This window comes from Novosphingobium sp. BL-S-20, assembly GCF_055521635.1.
The window spans coordinates 749,724-771,458 of the sequence record NZ_CM145493.1 but is presented as its reverse complement, the minus strand read 5'-3'; the positions used below and the strand labels follow the sequence as shown (position 1 = coordinate 771,458).

Genomic DNA, 21,735 nt, shown 5'->3' with positions numbered 1-21,735 from the left:
TTGGCCGCGACCTTCGGCAAGGGCAGTCATCGGCGATGATGGAGAGGAACAACAGCCCCTGGGCGTGGCTGGAAACGCCGCCGCCGCACCTTGCCGCCTATGCCGGGACCGGCCTTTGGGACGAACGCACGATCGCGCGGCAGGCAGAGGCACTGACCGATGCGGCCCCCGATTTCGTGGCCCTGATCGACGGCGAGGTCACCATGACCCGCGCAGAAGCGCTGGCCGATGCCGAGGCGCTCTCGGCCGCGCTCCATGCCCGCGGGCTGCGGCCCGGCGACGTGCTGGCCTTTCAGGTGCCCAACTGGCGGGAGGCGATGGTCATCAATCTGGCCGCCGCAATGTCGGGCCTTGTCGTCAATCCCATCGTGCCGATCTACCGCGACCGGGAAGTGACGCAGATGCTGGCCGATTGCCGCGCCGCCGCGCTGTTCGTGCCTGCCACTTTCCGCAAGTTCGACTATGCCGCGATGGCCGCGCGGATCGCAGCGGACCTGCCCGACTTGCGGCATGTCTTCACTGTGCGCGGAGAAGGCGACGACGACTATGCCGCGCTGGTCGCCGAAGGACGCGGCAACCGTTTCGCCCGGCCTGCCGTCGATCCGCTCGGCGTGAAGATGGTGCTCTACACTTCGGGCACGACGGGCAAGCCCAAGGGCGTGCTGCACAGCCACGTTTCCATCGCCCGCATCCTGCGTCAAAGCGCCGCGCACTGGGGCCTTGCCCCCGGCGAGGCGACGCTGATGCCCTCTCCCGTCACCCACGTCTCGGGCTATGCCAACGGACTGGAGGCGCCCTTCGTCTGCGGCACCCGCACCGTGCTGATGGAAAGCTGGAACGCGGCCGAAGCGCTGGCCCTGATCGACCGGCACGCGCTGGTCGGCACTGTCGCCGCCACACCCTTTCTGGTGGAACTGGCGGCAGCGGCGCGCGCGGCGGGCAATCCGCTGCCCTCGTTCCGCTTCTTCGCCTGCGGCGGCGCAGCGGTGCCGGCGGACCTGATCCCCGCCGCCAATGCCGCCTTCGCCCATTGCCGCGCCTTCCGCGTCTTCGGCGCATCCGAAGTGCCGCTGGTGACTTTCGGCTGGCCGCGCGTCGAGGCGCTGGCCGCCGTGACCGACGGCGAAGTGGTCGATTACGAAGTGCGGATCGTCGACGGCGAGGACCGCGACTTGCCCCAAGGCCGGGAAGGCGAGATTCTCGCACGCGGGCCGGGCATGTTGCTGGGCTATGCCGACGCAGGCCAGACGCGCGAGGCGATCACGGCGGACGGCTTCTTCCGCACCGGAGACCTTGGCCTGCGCTCCGCCGAAGGGGCGATAACGGTAACCGGCCGCAAGAAGGACCTCATCATCCGGGGCGGCGAGAACATCTCCGCCAAGGAAATCGAGGACGTGCTACACGCCCATCCGCTGGTACGGGAGGCCGCCGTGGTCGCCATGCCCCATGCGCGCCTGGGCGAAGGCGTCTGCGCCTATGTGATCGCGGCAGAGGCTGTGTCAGGCGAAGACCTCGCCGCCCATGTCGCTGCGAGCGGATTGGCACGGCAGAAAATCCCGGAACGCTTCGAATTTCGGAACGACTTTCCCCGCACTGCCTCCGGCAAGGTCCGCAAGGACCTGCTGCGCGAGGATGTGCGGGCGATCCTGTCGGTTCGCAGCGGGATCGAATGACCCGAAAGTCCCATGATCTCGATCGTCAACGGGTCAGTGTGCGCCGCACCGCATCGTGCCAGCCGTCGATGAGCTGCCTGCGCGTCTCGCCGTTCATCTGCGGCGTGAACAGGCTGCCCTGAGTCCAGGTCGCAGCGAGCGCGGCGAGATCGGGCCAGACGCCGGTCGCGAGCCCGGCATGGAACGCCGCGCCGAGCGCCGTCGTTTCGAGATGGACGGGCCGCTCCACCGGCGCTTCCAGCATGTCGGCCAGGAACTGACAGAGCCAGTCGTTCGCCGCCATGCCGCCGTCCACGCGCAGCTTGGCCAATTCCTCGCCGCCGTCGGAGACCATCGCGCGGGCGAGGTCCATGGTCTGGTAGGAGACCGCTTCCAGCGCCGCCCGCGCAAGGTGCGCCTGGGTGGCGCCGAGCGTCAGGCCGAAGATCGCCCCGCGCGCCTCGGGGTCCCAATGCGGCGCACCAAGGCCGACGAAGGCAGGGACCATGTAGACGCCGTGGTTGTTCGGCACCTTCGTCGCCATGTCGTTGGTCTCACGGGCATGGGTGATGACACCGATACCGTCACGCAGCCATTTCACCGCCGCGCCCGCCACGAAGATCGAGCCTTCGAGCGCATAAGTCATCTTGCCGCCGAGCCGATAGGCTGGGGTCGTCAGCAGCCGATTTTCCGAGGCCAGCGCTTCCGATCCGGTGTTGAGCAACATGAAGCAGCCGGTGCCGTAGGTCGACTTGGCCATGCCCGCCTCGAAGCAGGCCTGCCCGAACAGCGCGGCCTGCTGGTCCCCGGCGACGCCCGCCAGCGGAATTTCCGCGCCGAACAGGTTCTTGTCGGTCATGCCGAAGATATGGGCATTGTCGTGGACTTCGGGCAGCATCTGCATCGGCACGCGGAACAGGCGGCAGAGTTCCTCGTCCCAGCGCTGTTCGCGAATGTTGTAGAGCAGCGTGCGGCCGGCATTGGTCACGTCCGTCGCGTGAACCTTGCCGCCGGTCAGGCGCCAGAGCAGGAAGCTGTCGATCGTGCCGAACGCCAGTTCGCCGCGCTCCGCCCGCGCGCGGGCATCGCCCACGTTGTCGAGAATCCAGGCGAGCTTGGTGGCCGAGAAATAGGGGTCGATCAGCAGACCGGTGCGGGCGCGCACGTCCGGCTCGGCGCCTTCCGCCTTGAGGTCCGCGCAGAGCCGCGCGGTGCGCCGATCCTGCCACACGATCGCCCGGTGGATTGGCCTGCCGCTCTCGCGCTCCCAGACCACCACGGTCTCGCGCTGGTTGGTGATGCCGATCCCGGCGATCCCCGCGGCGCCCAGCCCGCTCCGCTCGATCGCCTCGCGCGCCACTTTCACGGTGTCGCGCCAGATATCCTCGGCATCGTGCTCGACCCAGCCGAGATCGGGATAGTGCTGCTCGAACTCGCACTGCGCGGTGGCGACCGGATGGGCGGCATCGTCGAAGACGATCGCGCGGGTCGAAGTGGTGCCCTGGTCGATGGCGAGAACGTGGCGGGGCTGGGTCATGAAATTCTCCGAGAATATCTTGTCGTCTTAGGGCGTATGGGGATTCAGCCCATGTGGGCCTGCGAACGGCGGCCTTTCGCGCTTCCGGTGCTCACGTACCTAGAGTACGCTGCGCTCCGGGTCACGAAAGTCCACCATTCTCGGCTCCGCCTGGACTGAATCCCCACACACCCTAGTCAAGCGCAGCGTCCTGCTTCGGCTTGCGGCTCGAAGACGAGTGGGCCGAGGGCAGGTAGGGCTTGATCGCGATCTGGTAGAGACCGGCTCCCGCCACGCCGCCCAAAAGCGGCCCGGCGATCGGAACCCACCAGTAGTTGCCGGGGCTGGGGAACGCCGAGGCATCCCAACCGGCAAAGTATGCGAAGAGACGCGGCCCGAAATCGCGCGCGGGATTGATAGCCCAGGCCTCCAGATAGCCGCCCGAGGCACCGATCATCGCGACCAGCAGGCCGATCATCAGCGCACCGGAATTGGCGCGCGGGGCGATATCGTTGAACTCGTCGGTGATCGCGAAGATGCCGAGGACCAGAATGCCGGTCAGGATCACCTGATCCCAGAAAGCATGGATCGGGGTGATGTGCTCGCCGGGATGGGTGAAGAACACGCCCGCCGCGCCGCCGCCGGCACGGGTCAAGCCGTGGGCAGCATTATAAGCGTCGATCACCGGATGGTACAGTTGCAACACCAACGCCGCGCCGATCACCCCGCCCAAGACTTGCGCGCCCCAGTAGGGCAGAACCTTGCGCTTGGGAAAACCGCGAAACAGCATGAGCGCAAGCGTGACGGCGGGATTGGCGTGGGTGCCCGAAACCGAGCCGGTCACGTAGATCGCCATGGTCACAGCAAGCCCCCAGGCGATGCAGACGCCCCAATAGGCCTGCGCATAAGGACTGGGGTCGTAGAGTGTGATCATCGCCGCGGCCGAATCGCCGATCGTGATGATGATGGCCACCGCCAGCATTTCCGAAATCAGTTCGCCGCGCAGCGCCCGCAGGTTTTCCGTCACTTTCGATCCTCTCGCCATCAGCCTTTCGCTTGACGCGAGCACTTCCTGAACACGCTTTCGAACGAACGTCAACAGTTTCGTTTGCATTTTCGTTTATGCAGTTATATTTTCGGATAACGAAAACCATCCCATCGATGAAAGAGACCGCCATGACGCCCCCCGCCCCCAGCACGCAGGACGAAACCTACGATCTCCTGATCGTCGGCGGCGGCGTGAACGGTGCGGGCATCGCCCGCGATGCCGCCGGGCGCGGTCTTTCGGTCTTGCTGGTCGAGCAGGACGATCTTGCCAGCCACACCTCCTCTTCCTCGACCAAGCTGATCCACGGCGGCCTGCGCTACCTCGAATATTACGAGTTCCGGCTCGTCCGCGAAGCCCTGATCGAACGCGAGCGGCTGCTGGGCATGGCGCCGCACATCATCTGGCCGCTGCGATTCGTCCTGCCGCAGTCGCTCTCGCCGCGCCCTGCATGGATGGTTCGCCTCGGCCTGTTCCTCTATGACCACCTCGGCGGCCGCAAGAAGCTGCCCGGCACGGAAACGTTCGATCTCGACCGCAACCCGCGAGGCAACGGCCTCAAAGCGCAAAATTCGAAAGGGAAAGGAAAGGCCTTCGCCTATTCCGATTGCTGGGTGGAGGACAGTCGCCTCGTCGTGCTCAATGCCATGGACGCTGCCGCGCGCGGCGCCCGGATCGAGACCCGCACCCGCCTGACCGATGCCATCAGCGAGAACGGCGGCTGGATCGCCACGATCGAGGGCGAACAGGGGCCGCGCCAGGTCCGCGCCCGGATGCTGGTCAATGCGGCCGGCCCCTGGGTCGATGCCCTGCTGCGCCGGATCGGTCGTGCAAAGGACGATCGCGGCGTGCGCCTCGTCAAGGGCAGCCACATCGTCGTACCGCGTCTCTATGAGGGCGATCATGCCTTCATGCTGCAGAATCCCGACCGCCGCATCGTCTTCGCGATTCCCTACGAGCGCGAATTCACCCTGATCGGCACGACCGACGAACCCTGGACCGAAGCCCCCGGCAAGGCCAGGATCAGCCAGGGCGAGATCGACTACTTGTGCGAAACCGCCAATCGCTATTTCGAGCGACAGGTCGGCCCCAAGGATATCGTCTGGAGCTATGCCGGTATCCGTCCGCTTTACGACGATCACGCCTCGAACGCCTCGGCAGTGACGCGCGACTACGTGCTCGACTTCGACAAGAGAGACGCCCGGCAGGCGCCGATGCTGTCGATCTTTGGCGGCAAGATCACGACGTTCCGTAAGCTCGCGGAGCACGCGATGGAGCATATCGCGCAGCTCTTCCCGCAAGTCGCAATGCCCTGGACCGCCGGTGCAGCGCTGCCCGGCGGGGATATCGCGGACGGCGACTTCGAGCGCTTCCTCGCCGATCTCATAGCGCGCTATCCGCAGATGCCCCGCGATCTGCTGCGCCGCCTCGCCCGCGCCTATGGCACCCGCGCGCCTGAAATCCTCGGTCAGGCCAGTACCCCGGACGACCTCGGACAGGACTTCGGCGGCGGTCTCCATGTCCGCGAGATCGATTACCTCGTCGAAGCGGAATGGGCGCGCACCTCCGAGGATATCCTGTTCCGGCGCAGCAAGCTCGGCCTGCACGTTCCGCCCGGCACTGCCGAGGCGATCGATGCCTGGCTAGGCCGCGGCGCCGAGGCACGCTAAGGGTCTGCCCGGAAGGCGACGAGACGGGGACCCATGATCGAGAGCACGGCGGATACCAATGGCGATATCGTGGCCCAGCGCCGCGCCCATATCCTGACCATCGCGCGCGGCGCGGGCAGCGTGAGCGTGGACGATCTTGCCGAGCGCCTCGGCGTGACGCCGCAGACGATCCGCAAGGACCTCAACGTGCTGGCCGGGCAATCGCTGCTCTCGCGCGTGCACGGCGGCGCGCTCATCACTTCGGGCGTGGATAATCTCGCCTACGACAAGCGCCGCGACGTCGCCTCGGACGCGAAGGCGCGGATCGGCGCCGCTGCCGCCGCGCTGATCCCGGACGGCGCCTCGCTCTTCGTCAATATCGGCACGACCACCGAAGCCGTCGCCGCCAATTTCACGCATCATCGCAACCTGATGGTGATCTCCAACAACCTCAACGTCATCGATACCCTGTCAAGCCACCCCTCGCTCGATCTCGTCAGCGTCGGCGGCAAAGTGCGCACCAGCGACCGCGCCGTGGTGGGCGCGCTCGCCATGCGCTTCATCGAGAACTTCCGCGTGGACTATGCCCTGATCGGCATTTCCGCTCTCGACAGCGACGGCAGCCTGCTGGACTTCGCGATCGACGAAGTGGAAGTCTCGCAGACGATCATCCGCAATGCACGCAAGGTGATCCTCGTGGCCGATTCCTCGAAAGTCGGCCGTTCGGCGCCGGTTCGGGTCTGCGGGATGGAGGCCATCGACTTCTTCGTCTGCGACCGCCTCACCGATCCCGACTTGCGCAGCGCCTGCGAGAGAAACGGCGTCAACCTGATCGAGACGCAGCCGCCCGGCGCCTGAGGCGCCGTTCCGTCGTCAGCGATTTTCCTGGGCAAGGATGTTCAGACGCCTGCCGGTTACAAGCGTCTGGATCACGAAGAGCGCCATCAGGATCGTTCCGACCGTGCCGACGAACAGGTCGAAGCCTGAAATCACGCCAAACAAGCCGCGCCCGCTGCCCAAGACCATCATCATCGCGGTCAAGCCGATCAGCATGAAGCGCAGTTCGGTCGGTCCCGCCTGAAGGTAGGAGAGCTTGAATTCGCCAAGCACGCGGGCGGCGAGATAAGCGTGGATCGACAGCAGCAGGTAACCGACCAGCGCCACCATAGCCACGTCCATGGTGACGTAAGGGCTGGTGCCGATACCCCAGACGATCAGTGCCGTCGTCAGACCGTCGCAGCTATGGTCGATGAAATAGCCGTAGGAGGGCCGCTCGATCTTGCGGAAGCGAGCGAGGCTGCCATCCATGGAATCGCCGAACCACTGCACCACATAACCGGCCATCGCCAGCCAGAGCCAGTCAGCCGAGAGGTTGCTCGCGGCATAGCCGCCGAACGTCATGAACGCGCCGACGAGGCCGGTGGCGGTCAGCAGGTCCGGCGTCACCCAGCGCGGCATCCGCGCACAGAGCCATTGCAGAAGCTGTCGCTCGCGCCGGGCCAACAGGTTTTCCTGGATGCGGGTAGGCGGGGCGGGGTGGGCTTCGGTCTTGGCGTTCATGCTGGTCGTCCGGAATTTCTGGCGTTGAGGGGCGTGTCGATCAGGACAGGCCACGGCCAGCCGCTTCCCACGCGCGCGGCTCGCGGGAAATGAATCGAAAAGGATTTGCAGAGTTCCATCGTGGGCTCCTTTATGCGGGAGCGCGTTGGTCTCTCAGTCGCCGGCGCGCAAATTCAGTCGGCGATCCGGCCTCCATAGCGGACCATGTGCCGATTGGCCAGTTGGGCGGGTACAGCCGCCCCGCAGCACTGTCAGTTCACCGATTTAAAGGCGGGAAAACAGTGGGATCGGCGAGAACATCAGCGAGACCAGACCGCCCAGACTGAGCGCCACCAGGATCGCTCCGGTCAGTTCCATCAAGCGCCGGGGTGATATGCGCCGCGTCAGCAGTGCCCCGAATGGCGCGGCGACCACACCGCCCACCAGCAGGCCCGAGGCCGCGATCGTGAAGGATTGCAGGCCCAGCCGTCCGATGAAGGCGGTAAGCACGGTGACTGTCACGAAGAACTCGGCGGCATTGGCGGTGCCGATCGCCATGCGCGGGGTCATGCCCTGCGCCATGAGGTTGCCCGTCACCATCGGCCCCCAGCCTCCGCCCGAGGCATCGAGGAAGCCCGCGATCAGCCCGAGCGGGCCGACCAGCTTCATGCGGCGATAGGACTGCGGGCGCCTTGGCCCCCGCCAGATCAGATAGAGTCCGACCGCAGCGAGATAGACCAGCACCGCCGGACGCAGGATCGCCATGTTCACGCTCGTCAGCACCCAGACGCCGAGCAACCCGCCAACGATACCGGGCATGACCAGCCGCGCGAACAGCGGCCAGTCGACATTGCGCTGCAAGGCATGGGCGATGCCCGAGGCGCCGCTGGTGAAGCCCTCGACCCGGTGCGTAACAGCCGAGGCGGCACCGGGCGGCAGGCCGAGCAGGACCAGCAGCGAGTTGGAAAGTACGCCGAAGCCCATGCCGAGGCCACCGTCCACCAGTTGCGCCAGGAACCCTGCAATGATGAAGGGCGCAAGGTCGGCCCAGGGGATCGCGGACATGTCGATCATCCGCCCATCTTCCGACGCAGCGAAGAGGCCGAGCGCCCAATCCGGCCCGCCGGGGCGGTCGTCATGAACACCAGCGGAAAACAGAGCGCGATCATCGAAAGCAGGACGCCGGGCACCACCGCCACACCCGCCAGCCAGGGCAGCACTGCCGCCCAGATCGCCGCGACGAGCACGATCATCAGCGTCCTTTCCTGCTCCTGATCGTTGAGCGCGGAAAGATCGGCGTTCACCCGGCCGTCGAACAGGGTCCGAAGGCCCCGACCGACCCGGCTCTTGCGATCGGTCAGCACGGGAGGAAGCCCGGCATGGGCGAGGCAGCTCAGCCCCGCGCCGACCATGCGCACGCCGACCGCGCTGGCGAAGCGGCGATAATCGGGATTGCGGTCGCTGAGTGCTCTCAACCCTGCGCGTCCACCGAAAGCGAGGTCCGCCAGGGCATTGCTTTCCGCCGCCGGAGCGACGACCGGCGCGGCTTCTTCCTGCGTCGAAACGACCCATTCGAGAATGGCGGAAGGGACATCGTAGCCGGTCGCCCGCTCCAGTCCCTGGAAACCGGGGGCCGAGTTCGCCTCGCAGATGCGGTAGCCGTCCTCGTCGAAGAGAATGTCGATGCCGGTCACGTCGAGTTCCAGCACGTCGGCGGCCTGAACCGCCAGTTCCGCCATTTCCGGCGGCGGGTTATAGGCGATGCCCACCCCGCCGAGCGAAACGTTGGACTTGAACCCGCCAGTCAGCGAACGCCGCTCCATCGCCGCGACCACGCGCCCGCCCACCACCAGCACGCGCACGTCGCGGCCGTGGCTGGCCCGCACATAGTGCTGGAGGATGAAATCGGCCTGGGCATCGGCGCTTTCGAGCAGTCCTGCCAGATCCTCGAACTGGCTGCGATCCTCGCACTTGAGCACGCCCGCGCCGCGCGTCCCCTTCAGCGTCTTGACGATGACCGGGAAGCCAAGTTCGCGTTCCACCAGGTCCACGTCCATCGGGAAGGTGCCGAGGATCGTGCGCGGTACCGGTAGTCCTGCACGGTTCAGGCTTTGCAAAGTGTGGAGCTTGTCGGCCACCTGTTCGATCGTCGCCGGACCGTTGACCAGCCGCACGCCGCGCCGCTCCAGGTGGCGCAGCAGGGCGAGCGTGAAGTAGTCGGTCTCCGCGCCCGTCCGACAGATCACGAAGTCAGGCCGCTCCACCAGGCGGCCCTGATAGGTCGTGTTCCAGCCTTCCTCGGCGCCGACCACGAGGTCGAACTTGTGTGGATGAAGCACCGAGAGTTCGATGCCCATGACGCCCGCCGCCTCCTGAAAGCGGAGGACTTCCGGCACTTCGGAGTTCGCGGGATCGAGTTCGCGATGAAACAGTATCCAGCCACGCAAGGCGTCAAATCCCCCAGGGTAGACAGCGACGGACCATTCCGCCTTGCCGTGTGCGACATGTCAATCCGTTAAAAACAAAGCATATTAGAGACGTAAACGCACGAAGCACGCCTTGGTGCCATGCCAGCAAGCATCCACCAATGATCCTGCTCGTCTGTCACAAATCTACCTTGTAGCCGCGGATGCCACGTCCCCCCGCAAATCTCCCTTCGCTCCCTTCACGTCGCCCCCGCGAAGGCGGGGGGCCAGCTTTCTTTTTGCCGACCTATCGCCTTGCCGCAAGACAAGCGGGATTCCCGCCTTCGCGGGGACGACGGTGAAGTCAGTGAGTAGAACAGGCGGCAGGCGCCCGGATTTTCCCGGTTCCCTCGTTCGCGCAAGGCTTTATGCACGAAGATACAGGCGCGCGAGTAACGGCGCGAAAAGGAGAGCACAATGATCCGCCACTTGCCATGGCTTCTCACCGGCCTCGTCGGCGCCGTTTCGCTCGGCATCGTCGCGGTTTCGCGCGGAGAGACCGTGAACGCGCTGTGGATCGTGGTGGCGGCGGTCTGCTGCTTCCTCGTCGCCTATCGCTATTACGCGCTGTTCATCGCCCGCCATGTCATGAAGCTGGACCCGTCGCGGCCCACTCCGGCCATCCGCCGCGCCGACGGACTGGACTATGTGGCGACCGATCGCACCGTGCTGTTCGGCCACCACTTCGCGGCGATCGCCGGAGCCGGGCCGCTGGTGGGGCCGGTGCTCGCCGCGCAGATGGGCTATCTGCCGGGCACGCTGTGGATCATCGGCGGCGTCGTGCTGGCGGGCGCGGTGCAGGACTTCATGGTCCTGTTTATCTCGATGCGCCGCGACGGACGCTCGCTGGGCGAGCTGATCCGCATGGAATTGGGCCAGATGGCCGGGACCATCGCCCTGTTCGGCGCTTTCATGATCATGGTCATCATCCTCGCCGTGCTGGCGCTGATCGTCGTGAAGGCGCTGGCGGAAAGCCCCTGGGGCATGTTCACTGTAGCCGCCACAGTGCCGCTGGCGATGGTCATGGGTGCCTATACCCGCTGGATCAGGCCGGGCCGGATCGGCGAAGTCTCGATCCTCGGGCTGGTCGGCCTGCTCGCCGCCATCGTCTACGGTCAACCCGTGGCGCAATCGCCGGTCTGGGGACCGCTGTTCACTTTCACGCCGGTGCAGCTGTGCTGGATATTGATCGGCTACGGCGCGGTCGCCTCGGTCTTGCCGGTCTGGCTGCTGCTGGCCCCGCGCGACTATCTTTCGACGTTCCTCAAGATCGGCGCCATCGCCGCGCTCGCCATCGGCATCGTCATCATGGCCCCGCCGCTGCGGATGCCCGCGCTCACCGCCTTTGCGAGCGGCGGCGGGCCGGTCTTCTCGGGCGGGCTGTTCCCCTTCCTGTTCATCACCATCGCCTGCGGGGCGGTCTCCGGCTTCCACGCGCTGATCGCCAGCGGCACCACGCCCAAGCTGATCGCCAGCGAGACCGACGCCCCGCTGATCGGCTACGGCGCGATGCTGATGGAAGCCTTCGTGGCAATCATGGCGCTGGTGGGCGCCGCGATCCTCGATCCGGGTGTGTACTTCACCATGAACAGCCCCGCCGCGCTGATCGGCACCGACGCCGCCAGCGCCGCCCACGCAGTGACCGCGATGGGCTTCGCGATCGCGCCCGAGACCATCGCCCAGACGGCGCGGGACGTGGGCGAGCACACGATCATCTCACGCGCGGGTGGCGCCCCGACCCTGGCCGTGGCCATGGCGGAAATCTTCTCCCACGTCGTCGGCGGACCGGCGATGAAGGCGTTCTGGTATCACTTCGCAATCCTGTTCGAGGCACTGTTCATCCTCACCGCCGTCGATGCGGGCACCCGCGCCGGACGCTTCATGTTGCAGGACCTGATGGCGCTGGCCGCGCCGCGCCTGAACGAAAGCAAGAGCCAGATTCCCGGCTTCGTCGCAACGGCGCTCTGCGTCGCCGCCTGGGGCTTCTTCCTCCATCAGGGCGTCACCGATCCGTTGGGCGGAGTGAACACCCTCTGGCCGGTGTTCGGCATCTCCAACCAGATGCTCGCCGCCATCGCCCTGATGCTGGCGACCGCCGTGCTGTTCCGCATGAAGCGCGACCGCTACGCCTGGGTGACACTCCTACCGACCGCGTGGCTGCTGGTCTGCACGCTTTCAGCGGGCTGGCTCAAGCTGTTCTCCGCCGATCCCGCCGTCGGTTTCCTGGCGCACGGCGCGAAGTTCTCCTCCGCGCTGGAACGGGGAGAAGTTCTCGCCCCCGCAAAGTCGCTGGAGCAGATGGAGCGGATCGTCTTCAACGACCGGGTCGATGCCGCGCTGGTCGCGGTGTTCCTGGCCGTAGTGGTCTCGCTGATGGTCTTCACCTGCCGCACCTGCATGGCCTCACGCCGCAGCGCCGTGCCGACCGTGAACGAGCTTCCGGCGCATCCGGTGGCGGCATGAGCCTGATCGCAACCTTGCGCCGCATGGCGAGGCTGATGGTCGGAATGCCGGACTACGATGACTATCTCCGCCACATGGCCATGCACCATCCGGACCACCCGGTCATGGATCGAAAGGCGTTCTTCCGGGACCGTCAGGAGGCGCGATATGGTGGCAAGAACGGCGGGCGGTGCTGCTGAGGGGGCCGGAAAAACGGTCGTAAACAAAACGTCGTCATCCCAGCGAAAGCTGGGACCGCTATCGGCCCCGACGAAAACTCAGATCATGGTCACAACGGTCCCAGCTTTCGCTGGGATGACGGGTTGTTTTCTCGATCCACGGGTCGCGGCCTCAATGCCGCCGAATCACCAGCTTGGTCTCGCCGCAGAGGCTGCATTCGTCCTTGCTGCGCACGAAACCATTGGTCCCCACAAGCTCGCGGGTCTGGACATCGGCATGGTGAAGCACGCTGAGGCCCAGCCTCTGCGTGATGCAGTCGTCACAGACCGGCTCCGGAGCGAGCCGGACGACGAGTTTTTCGATGTCTTGCAGGATGGTCATTCGCATTGCCCTCGACCTGCCCGTGCCAGCTTGGCGCGTCCTCGGCAATGGCAATTACGATAGCCACGGTTTCGCTTCGGTAAACTCACCACGAAGGCGATTTGCGAGCCACGCCCCGAAAGCCAGCGCCGCCGCGGCCTTGGCAGGCGCGGCAGCGGGATCGCGAACGAAGTGATAGGCGCCCTCGAACGGATGCTCGATTTCCGACAACCGCACCAGCCGTCCAGCCGCCAGCGCATCGCGCGCAATGACCTTGCGCACCAGGGCAACGCCGTGTCCCGCCGCCGTGGCTTCCAGCAGGAGTCCGGCATCGTCGTAGGGCAGCGAGTCGCTCGGCTCCAGCAGGGCCAGTCCAGCCCGCTGGAACCACGGCGTCCACGGCTGCCAGGCATTGCGCAGGAGACGGCACCGCGCGAGGTCCGCCTCGCTCTCCAGCCCCATGCGTTCCCGATAGGCAGGCGAGCACGCCGGAAACAGCGTGTCCTGCATCAGCCGCTCCACCACCAGTCCCGGCCACAGTCCCGCGCCGTAGCGGATCGCCGCGTCCAGCCCCTGCGGGCCGACCGGGCTGACATCCAGCCGGGGGTCGAGCGCGATGGCGATATCGGGGTGCGCCTCGTGAAACTCGGCAAGGCGCGGCACCAGCCAGTGCGCGGCGAAGGAGGGCAGCACCGCCACCCTGAGCACGACACGTCCCGGCCCCGACGGCGCCGGAAACACGCTGGCGATCAGTTCGAGCGACTGGCGCACGGTCGGTAGAATTCGCAGCGCGGCGAGGGTCGGCTGCATGGAATTGCCCCGCCGCTCGAACATGGCCTCGCCCAGCCGCTCTTCCACTTCTCGGACCCGGTGGCTGATCGCGCCGTGCGTAACGCCCAGTTCCTCCGCCGCGCGCGTGAAACTGCGATGGCGGGCGGCGGCCTCCAGCGCGCGAAGCGTATTGAGCGAGGGCGGGCGATACATGGCGCAAGTTGTTACTGGAATTCACAACCTGCGCCAATCTTTCTCGTTCGGATCGGCGGCCTCTCTCGGTTATCTCACAGGCTCAATCTTCCAGGATTTCGCTCATGCCCCCTGCCCTTCGCCGTCCACATCCCGCGTGGATCGTCGTTGCCGTGACCTTCTTTGCCCTGCTGTTCTCGGCCGGGCTGCGATCGGCGCCGGGCGTGATGATGTTGCCGCTGGAACTGCATTTCGGCTGGGACCGGGCGACGATCTCGTTATCCGCCGCCATCGGCATCCTGCTCTACGGCCTCGTCGGTCCTTTCGCCGCCGCGCTGATGATGAGCTTCGGCATCAAGCGCACGATGCTGGCGGGCCTCGCGCTGATGGCCGTATCGACTTTCGCCAGCCGCTGGATGACCGCGCCCTGGCACTTCATGCTGAGCTGGGGTGTGCTCTCCGGCATCGGCTCCGGCGCGGTCGCCTCGGTACTGGGCGCGGCGGTGGTCAACCGCTGGTTCGCGACGCGGCAGGGTCTCGTCATGGGCCTGCTCAGTGCCAGCACCGCCACCGGCGCGCTGGTATTCCTGCCTTTCCTCGCCTGGCTGTCCGAAGGCGGTGCCTGGCGACCGGTGGCCCTCGCCGTAAGCCTCGGCTGCGCCGCGCTGATCCCGGTGGTCGCCCTTTTCGTGCCCGAGCATCCGCAGACGCGCGGCGTCCGGCGCTTCGGCGAGAAGGAAGGCATGCCCCCCGCCCCGCCGATGAAGCAGGCGGCGACGCCTTGGCTGGCAATCGAGGCGCTCGTGCGCGCATCCCGCCGCCCGGTGTTCTGGCTGCTGGCGGGCAGCTTCTTCGTCTGCGGCCTCACCACCAACGGGCTGGTCGGTACCCACATGATCGCCTTCTGCGGCGACCACGGCATCGCGCCTGTCGCCGCCGCCGGGCTGCTCTCGCTGATGGGTTTCTTCGACCTGATCGGCACGACGGCCTCGGGCTGGCTGACCGACCGCTACGACCCGCGCCGGCTGCTGGCCGTCTACTACGGACTGCGCGGTCTCTCGCTGCTGGCCCTGCCCTTCATCGATTTCGGCACCGTCAGCCTCACGATCTTCGCGGTGTTCTACGGTCTCGACTGGATCGCCACGGTGCCGCCGACGGTGAAGCTGGCCAACCAGTCCTTCGGCGAGCGCGACGCCCCGATCGTGTTCGGCTGGGTGCTGGTAGCGCACCAGATGGGCGCGGCACTGGCGGCTTTCGGGGCCGGGGTGATCCGCGAGCAGATGGGCACCTACACCCCCGCCTTCGCGCTGGCCGGTACCTTTGCTGTGGTCGCCGCTTTGGTCTTTGTGGTCGGCATCGGCAAGCAGCGCGCGATAGCCACTCCGGAATTCGCCTGAACTGGCAGGGCCGATTATCCCGGTTGCCCACGCCTCATGTTAGCGCTATCTTCGCTGACAGAAGGTTAAACCGACCGGGAGATAGATGTGTCGAGGCGAATTTACGCAGCCCTTGCGGCTACCGCTTTCTGCGGCCTGATGGCGGCCTGCAACGGAACCGGCGGCGCGCCCGAAGCCACGGCTTCGGCGGACGCCGCGTCCTCGGAAGCAGCTTCGGACAAGAAGTACCTCTCGCAGCCGCTGGTCAGCGAGATCTACACCGCCGACCCTTCCGCCCATGTCTGGAACGGCAAGTTCTACATCTATCCCAGCCACGACATCGACGGCCCTACGCCCGAGGATGACCTCGGCAGCCACTTCGAGATGCGCGACTATCATGTGCTGTCGATGGACAAGGTGGGCGGCAAGGTCACCATCGGCCCCGTTGCGCTCGACGTGAAGCAGGTGCCCTGGGCCGACAAGCAGATGTGGGCGCCCGACGCCGCCTTCAAGAACGGCACGTACTACCTCTACTTCCCGGCCAAGGACAAGCAGGGCGCCTTCCGCATCGGCGTCGCCACCTCGAAGGACCCGATGGGTCCGTTCAAGCCGCAGGCCGAGCCGATCAAGGGCAGCTACTCGATCGACCCCGCCGTCTTCACCGACGATGACGGCCAGAGCTACATGTACTTCGGCGGCATCTGGGGCGGCCAGCTCCAGCGCAATACCGGCGGCAAGTACGATCCGAACGGCTCGAAGACCGACCTCCAGGCCGACGACAAGCCTGCCCTGCTCCCGCGCGTGGCGCGCATGAGCGGCGACATGCTGGAATTCGCCGAAGCTCCGCGCGAAGTGAAGATCGTCGACGAGAAGGGCAAGCTCCTGCTCGGCGGCGACCATGACCGCCGCTTCTTCGAAGCCGCGTGGATGCACAAGTACAAGGGCAAGTACTACTTCAGCTACTCGACCGGCGACACGCATTACCTGGCCTATGGCATCGGCGATTCCCCTTACGGTCCCTTCACCTACAAGGGCCGCATCCTGGAGCCGGTGGAAGGCTGGACCACCCATCACTCGATCGTCGAGAAGGACGGCAAGTGGTGGCTGTTCTATGCCGACAGCCAGCTTTCCGGCCAGACCCGTCTGCGCAACGTGAAAGTCACCGAACTGCACTACAACGAAGACGGCACGATCAAGACGATCGATCCCTTCGTTCGCTGAGGCAGGAAGGGCGGTGAAGCATCTGCGCCTGCTGGCGGCAGCCCTGCTCGCCGCCCTTCCTCTCCCCGCCTTCGCGGCGCCCGCCCCGCAGATCGCCTTGACGTTCGACGATCTGCCTTCGCACCCGCCCTATCCGGCGGGTGAGACGCCGGTCTCGGTCGTGGACTCGATAGCGGCCGCGCTGAAGCATGCCCGCGCGCCTGCCTTCGGCTTCGCGAATGCAGGCAAGGGCCAGCCGGACGAGCGCGACACCGTGCTCGACCATTGGCGCTCAGCCGGATTTGCTCTCGGCAATCACGGCTACAACCACCTCAATCTCGACAAAGTCGGCGCGGCTGCGTTCGTGGCCGAGATCGACCGCAACCGGACGGCCCTCGCGCCTTACGGAATGAAGCCGCTGCTGCGCTATCCGTTCCTTGCCGAGGGCAAGGCCCCCGCCACCCGCGACACCGTGCGCAAGGCGCTGGCGGAGCGGGGCTATCGCATTGCGGGGGTCAGCTTGTCCTTCGACGACTGGGCCTGGAACGCGCCCTATGCCCGCTGCGCCGCGCAAGGGAACACAGCGGCGATCGCCGATCTGGAAACCCGCTATCTCGAAGCCGCGCGCGCCGATGCCGAAGCGGCGCGCGCGGCGTCAAAGGCACGGTTCGGGCGCGATGTGCCTTACGTCCTGCTGCTCCATGTCGGCGCCTTCGACGCGCGGATGCTGCCGCGATTGCTGGCGCTTTACCGCGAGATGGGGTTCCGCTTCATCCCGCTGGAGCAGGCGCAGCGGGATAAGTTCTACGCCGCTACCAATCCGGCGAAACCGGGGCCGACGCCTGCCTTGCTCAGGACCACGCAATTGCCGCGACCGGGCGACGAGGTCTGCCCCGCATGAAACCCCGATAACCTCGCCCCACCCACCCCGCTCATCCTGAGCTTGTCGAAGGATGTGAGGCACAGCACAGCGCCCCGCCGCAGGGGGCTTCGACAAGCTCAGCCTGAGCGGGTTGGGATAGCCCGGATCATCATCTGACCGAGTTGGGGTTATCGTAGCAGTTCCAGCGGAATCGCCTCGCCCATGGTCTTGTAACCGGCCGGATTGGGATGCAGCGCATCGCCCACGTCGTAGGCCGGGTTCAGCCGGTCCGGCCGCGCAGGGTCGCGCATGACCTTGTCGAAGTCGATCACCCCATCGAAGTTTCCGGGCTTGCGTATCCAGGCATTGACCGCCTGCCGGTCCGCCTCGTTCGCCGCATCGGGGTGGTAGTATTCGGTGCCCATGTCGGGCAGGATCGTCGCGCCGTAGACCTTGATGCCGTGCGCGTGAGCGCGGGCGACGATCTGGGCATAGGCGCCGGTGATCTGCTCGACCATGGCCGCGTGTTCCTCAGCGCTCACCGGCTTGAGGCGCGTCAGGTTGCCGAGGTCGTTGATCCCTTCGAGCACGATCAGGTGAGTGACACCGGGCAGCGCCAGCACGTCGCGGTCGAGCCGGGCCAAGGCATTGGGGCCGAGACCGTCCAGCAGAACCCGGTTGCCGCCGATCCCCTGGTTGATGACGGCCCGCTTGCCGCCGAGACGACGCGCGAGAACGTCGGTCCAGCGGTCGTTGCCGTTGGTGGTCGTGCCCCGCCCGTCGGTGATGGAATCGCCCAAGGCCACGACGGCTCCGGCCCCGCAAGCCCGCGCCTCGATACCGGAGAGCATGTACCAGTGATCGACAGGCTTGGCCGAGGCCAGTTCGCTGTCGGCGATGTGATCGCCCGCCAGCCAGTAGGACGTCGCGCGCGATCCGGGATGCGAGGTCTGCCGCTGCGGCACGGCCTGGAGATGGATCGAGACGGCAAGGTCCTCGAAAGCCTTCACCGGCAGATCGACGGGATCGGACAGCCAGTCGGCACCGGGCGGGATCACCACGCGGGCCTTGCCGGAAAAGCGCAGGCGGGTGATCGACGCGGCATCCACTGCGGCCTTGTCCGGCTGCAGCGCACGGGCCAGCGTCGCCGCCTCGATCACCAGTGGCGTCTGGCCGAAAGCGTTGGAAAAACGCACCCGCAGCCCGCTGCCGCCGATCGAGGGGCGCACGATCTGCCGCAGCGTCACGTCGCGCAAAGCCTCGGCAGGCAGCGCATTGTCGGCGCCCGGCTCCATTTGCGAAGAACCCCAGGCGGCAACCCATCGGCAGGCCGCTGCCCAGGACGGCGCAGCCCATCCGCTCGCCAGCAGCGCGGCAGTCAGGGCAAGAGGACGAAATTTCGGCGGCATCGCATGACCCTCAAAAGAAATGAGCCGGCGACCGTGGGCCGCCGGCTCGCAGTTTTCAGGGAGGAGGAGTTCCCTGCAAGAACAATCAGAAGTTGGCGCGCAGGCCCACCAGCACCTGACGGCCCGGATAGTAGACCGAATAGGCCGCATTCGAATATTCGAAGGTGGTGCGGATCGGCTCGTTGGTGATGTTCAGCACATCGAGCGTCAGGCGCACGCCATTGTCGAGGAAAGGCAGCTGGTAACCGGCCGAAAGGTCGAGCTGGCCGCGCGAGTCGGAGCGCAGCGCCGCACCCGGAATGTTGTTCTGCGGACCGTTCACTGCAATCGACTTGTCGTTCCAGACGTAGTTCAGGCTGACCGACAGACCATGGTTCTCGTAGAAGCCCTGGAGGTTGTACGAGTACTTCGAGACGCCGGTGGCGACGAGGCCCGAAGACGACGACTGGTCCAGATAGGTGCCGTTGGCCGAGAAGCCGAGGCCCTTGACGAGGAAGTCGAGCGGCTGAACCCAGGTTGCCTCGATGCCCTTGATCTTGAGGTCGGACAGGTTGACCGGGCGGTTCACCGTGATCGGCAGGTCGCTGATCGCGACGCCGGAAGCCGCAGCGCGGTTGCGCAGGGCGTCCTGCTGGGTCGAAAGCAGGCTGTCGAACGGAATGTTCAGCGAACCGAAGCTGGCGCTGGTCACCTGCGTTTCGGTGAAGCCCTGGATGTTCTTCACGAAGGCCGAGAGACCGACATAACCGATGCCGCCGGTGTAGATTTCACCGCCGATATCGTAGTTGTCCGAGGTGTAGGGGGTCAGGTCCGGATTGCCCGCGGTCGCCACCAGCGCCGAGGGGTCGGAGAAGGTGATGCCCGGCAGGATCTGGCCCGCGTCCGGACGGGTCATGGTCCGCGAAGCCGAAGCGCGCAGCTTGACGTTGTCCAGCAGGTCGTAGGTCAGGTTGATCGAGGGCAGGAAGTTGTCGTAGTTCGACTTGGCGGTAATATCGACGATCGTGGTGCCGACCTGGCTTGGGCCGATCACGACCTGGCGGGTGTGGGCATAGCGCATGCCCGCATTCATGTGCAGGTCCCGACCGAACAGCTGGGTGACGCCGTTCAGTTCGAAATAGGCGCCCCAGACCGTCTCGTCCATGTCGCCGGTCGCGCCGCCGGTCACCGCGCCGCGTGCTTCCGGCGCGTTGTCGCGGTAGCTGGCGTAGTTGGTGGCGGCCTTCAGCGCATCGAAGTCAGGCACCACGAAAGCGTTGTAGCCGACGCTGCCGCTGGCAAGATGGCCGAAGTTGCTGACCGGGAACTGCTTCAAGTACTGCGCGATCGCCGTCGTCGGAACCGAGCCGGTGGCGCCGGTGCAGCCGGTGCCGCAGACCGACAGCTGATAGGCCGGGCTGTTGTCATAGGCGCGGATCGAGCGCTGGGCGCGGTCGTAAGCGCCGCCCACCTTGATGCTGAACTGATCGTCACCGATCGTGGTGTCGAGATGCGCGCCCTTGGTTTCGGTGCTGCGACGGACCAGCGCCACGTTCTGACGATACCACTGCCAGCCGAGGTTCGGGTCGTTGAGATCGATGTTCGTGGTGATGAGCGGCTGGTTCGAAGCGCCGGTGTTGTCGTAATAGACATCGACGCCCGAGTTCGGCGCGGTCTGGAACGCGAAAGTCGGCTGCTCGCGGAAGAACTTGCTCTTCGACCAGTTGGCGCTCGCCTCGACCTTCACGGTGTCGGAAGGCTGCCAGGTCACGCTCGGGTTGATGTTCCAGAACTTGGTGGTCTGCTTGAACTGGCTGGCTTCGAGGAAGAACGACGAGTTCGCGAACGTGCCGCTGGTGACGACGCCGTTGTCATCGACGGTAAGGTCGATCGGAACCATGCCGCCGGTCGCCTGGGCGCCGGTACCGGGACCCGAGTTGCGGACCTGCCAGTTCATGTTGACCTTGTTGTAGTCACGCTTGGACTTGGCCCAGATGCCGTCGAGGGCGAAGTGCAGCTCGTCGCTGGGCCGCCATTCGAGCGAGGCCAGTGCCGAAATGCGCGAGCGGTCGCCGCTGGTCAGGCTGTTGCGGCCAAGGCGCGGCAGCAGCGCGGTGCTGAGCTGGCTGCGCGTCAGGCCCGAAGTCGCGACGACATCGACCGGCTGACCAGCGACGAGGCCGTGGCCGGCATTGGCCGGAACCACCGAGGCCCAGTTCCAGTTGTTGTTGCCCGCATCGGTGCAGCCGGTGCCGCAGGACAAGTTGCCGTCGCCCCAGCCCACGGTCTCGAAACCGTCGACACGGGTCTTGGTCTTCACCCCGGCCACGCCGACGAGGATACCGAAGGTATCGGTCGTGTGGCTGGCGACGAGCGCGCCGCGCGGGCTGACCTTGCCGTTGCTGTCGGTGTACTGGCCCTGCGCCACGGCCGTGATATGCGTGCCTTCCTTGTCGAAGGGACGGGCGTTACGCAAGTTGACCGTACCGGCGATACCGCCTTCGAGCGTCGAAGCGGTCGGACTCTTGGCAAGGTCGAGACGGGTGAAGAGTTCCGAAGGGAAGAAGTCGAGATCGACTTCGCGGTTGGCGCTGCCGCCGTTGGTGCCGCCGTCCGACGCCACCTGAAGCTGCGAGCCGTTGAGCAGAACGCGGGTGAAGCTGGGGCCGAGGCCGCGGATGGCGACCTGGGTGCCTTCGCCGTTGATGTCGCGGTTGAGGCGCACGCCGGGCATGCGGTTCAGCGTTTCGGCCAGGTTGGTGGCAGGCAGCTTGCCGATATCCTCGGCGAAGATGGAGTCGCCGAAGGTCACGGCGTCGCGCTTGGCGTTGGTCGCGCTGGCCAGCGAGGCGCGGATGCCGGTGACGATGATGTCCTCGGTCGTCGGCTCGTCCTGCGGCGCGGGTGCGGCTGCGTCGGCCGCGGCCTGCTCCGTACCGGACGGTGCAGGCGTGGCCTCCTGCGCATAAGCGGCGGGAACGACGAAGCCCTGGAGCGCGGCGGCACTCAGGAGAACGGCACGAACGGAAATAAGGTTGGATCGCATTGGATATCCCCTCCCATGTAACTTTGCGTCCACCTCATGGTGGATCACGGCT

Annotated in this window: 17 protein-coding genes; 8 read left to right on the top strand and 9 right to left on the bottom strand. The window is 66.1% G+C overall.

What is annotated here, in order from left to right; genetic code table 11:
- The first annotated feature begins 35 nt into the window (after nt 1-35).
- Nucleotides 36-1,673: an AMP-binding protein gene (locus ACZ1II_RS03360; RefSeq protein ID WP_465144386.1), complete on the top strand. Its 1,638-nt coding sequence runs from the start codon at nt 36-38 to the stop codon at nt 1,671-1,673.
- 25 nt (nt 1,674-1,698) lie between these two features.
- Here the strand turns inward: ACZ1II_RS03360 and glpK are convergent, their stop codons facing one another.
- Nucleotides 1,699-3,189, bottom strand: coding sequence for a glycerol kinase GlpK (gene glpK, locus ACZ1II_RS03355; RefSeq protein ID WP_465144385.1), 1,491 nt, complete (start codon nt 3,187-3,189; stop codon nt 1,699-1,701).
- A gap of 172 nt (nt 3,190-3,361) precedes the next feature.
- Entirely contained in the window at nt 3,362-4,213 is an 852-nt protein-coding gene (locus ACZ1II_RS03350) for an MIP/aquaporin family protein (protein ID WP_465144384.1), read from the bottom strand.
- Nucleotides 4,214-4,329: 116 nt separating this feature from the next.
- On the opposite strand from ACZ1II_RS03350, the gene ACZ1II_RS03345 reads away from it, so the two are divergent.
- Together ACZ1II_RS03345 and ACZ1II_RS03340 are read left to right on the top strand one after the other, a co-directional pair.
- Nucleotides 4,330-5,883 (top strand): glycerol-3-phosphate dehydrogenase, encoded by a 1,554-nt coding sequence (locus tag ACZ1II_RS03345; protein ID WP_465144383.1) that lies wholly within the window; start codon nt 4,330-4,332, stop codon nt 5,881-5,883.
- A gap of 33 nt (nt 5,884-5,916) precedes the next feature.
- The gene (locus ACZ1II_RS03340; protein WP_465144382.1) at nt 5,917-6,720 is read left to right on the top strand and encodes a DeoR/GlpR family DNA-binding transcription regulator; all 804 of its coding nucleotides are present in this window, start codon (nt 5,917-5,919) and stop codon (nt 6,718-6,720) included.
- A gap of 15 nt (nt 6,721-6,735) precedes the next feature.
- Here the strand turns inward: ACZ1II_RS03340 and ACZ1II_RS03335 are convergent, their stop codons facing one another.
- From ACZ1II_RS03335 to ACZ1II_RS03325, 3 genes are all read right to left on the bottom strand, one after another.
- Nucleotides 6,736-7,422: a CDP-alcohol phosphatidyltransferase family protein gene (locus ACZ1II_RS03335; protein ID WP_465144381.1), complete on the bottom strand. Its 687-nt coding sequence runs from the start codon at nt 7,420-7,422 to the stop codon at nt 6,736-6,738.
- A gap of 264 nt (nt 7,423-7,686) precedes the next feature.
- Nucleotides 7,687-8,475, bottom strand: coding sequence for a sulfite exporter TauE/SafE family protein (locus tag ACZ1II_RS03330; RefSeq protein ID WP_465144380.1), 789 nt, complete (start codon nt 8,473-8,475; stop codon nt 7,687-7,689).
- A complete protein-coding gene (locus ACZ1II_RS03325; RefSeq protein ID WP_465144379.1) occupies nt 8,472-9,848 on the bottom strand; it encodes an ATP-grasp domain-containing protein in 1,377 nt (458 codons plus the stop codon). The genes ACZ1II_RS03330 and ACZ1II_RS03325 overlap by 4 nt, the downstream gene beginning before the upstream one ends.
- Nucleotides 9,849-10,283: 435 nt before the next feature.
- Between ACZ1II_RS03325 and ACZ1II_RS03320 the strand changes: the two genes are divergently transcribed.
- Both ACZ1II_RS03320 and ACZ1II_RS03315 read left to right on the top strand, forming a co-directional pair.
- A complete protein-coding gene (locus ACZ1II_RS03320) occupies nt 10,284-12,329 on the top strand; it encodes a carbon starvation CstA family protein (RefSeq protein ID WP_465144378.1) in 2,046 nt (681 codons plus the stop codon).
- The gene (locus ACZ1II_RS03315; RefSeq protein WP_465144377.1) at nt 12,326-12,508 is read left to right on the top strand and encodes a YbdD/YjiX family protein; all 183 of its coding nucleotides are present in this window, start codon (nt 12,326-12,328) and stop codon (nt 12,506-12,508) included. Before ACZ1II_RS03320 ends, ACZ1II_RS03315 begins: the two co-directional genes overlap by 4 nt.
- A 151-nt stretch (nt 12,509-12,659) precedes the next feature.
- On the opposite strand, the gene ACZ1II_RS03310 is transcribed toward ACZ1II_RS03315, so the two are convergent.
- Entirely contained in the window at nt 12,660-12,869 is a 210-nt protein-coding gene (locus tag ACZ1II_RS03310) for a hypothetical protein (protein WP_132267633.1), read from the bottom strand.
- A 54-nt stretch (nt 12,870-12,923) separates the two neighbouring features.
- Nucleotides 12,924-13,832, bottom strand: coding sequence for a LysR substrate-binding domain-containing protein (locus ACZ1II_RS03305; RefSeq protein WP_465144376.1), 909 nt, complete (start codon nt 13,830-13,832; stop codon nt 12,924-12,926).
- A 104-nt stretch (nt 13,833-13,936) separates the two neighbouring features.
- Here ACZ1II_RS03305 and ACZ1II_RS03300 point away from each other — a divergent pair, with 104 nt between their 5' ends.
- The 3 genes from ACZ1II_RS03300 to ACZ1II_RS03290 all read left to right on the top strand — a co-directional run bounded on the left by ACZ1II_RS03300 (nt 13,937) and on the right by ACZ1II_RS03290 (nt 17,288).
- A complete protein-coding gene (locus ACZ1II_RS03300; RefSeq protein WP_465144375.1) occupies nt 13,937-15,208 on the top strand; it encodes an MFS transporter in 1,272 nt (423 codons plus the stop codon).
- A gap of 138 nt (nt 15,209-15,346) precedes the next feature.
- The gene (locus tag ACZ1II_RS03295) at nt 15,347-16,408 is read left to right on the top strand and encodes a glycoside hydrolase family 43 protein (protein WP_465144519.1); all 1,062 of its coding nucleotides are present in this window, start codon (nt 15,347-15,349) and stop codon (nt 16,406-16,408) included.
- A gap of 13 nt (nt 16,409-16,421) precedes the next feature.
- The gene (locus ACZ1II_RS03290) at nt 16,422-17,288 is read left to right on the top strand and encodes a polysaccharide deacetylase family protein (protein WP_465144374.1); all 867 of its coding nucleotides are present in this window, start codon (nt 16,422-16,424) and stop codon (nt 17,286-17,288) included.
- A 149-nt stretch (nt 17,289-17,437) separates the two neighbouring features.
- On the opposite strand, the gene ACZ1II_RS03285 is transcribed toward ACZ1II_RS03290, so the two are convergent.
- On the bottom strand, nt 17,438-18,658 hold the full coding sequence (locus tag ACZ1II_RS03285) for an SGNH/GDSL hydrolase family protein (protein WP_465144373.1): 1,221 nt from the start codon (nt 18,656-18,658) through the stop codon (nt 17,438-17,440).
- 85 nt (nt 18,659-18,743) lie between these two features.
- Nucleotides 18,744-21,683 (bottom strand): TonB-dependent receptor, encoded by a 2,940-nt coding sequence (locus tag ACZ1II_RS03280; protein WP_465144372.1) that lies wholly within the window; start codon nt 21,681-21,683, stop codon nt 18,744-18,746.
- Nucleotides 21,684-21,735: the final 52 nt, after the last annotated feature.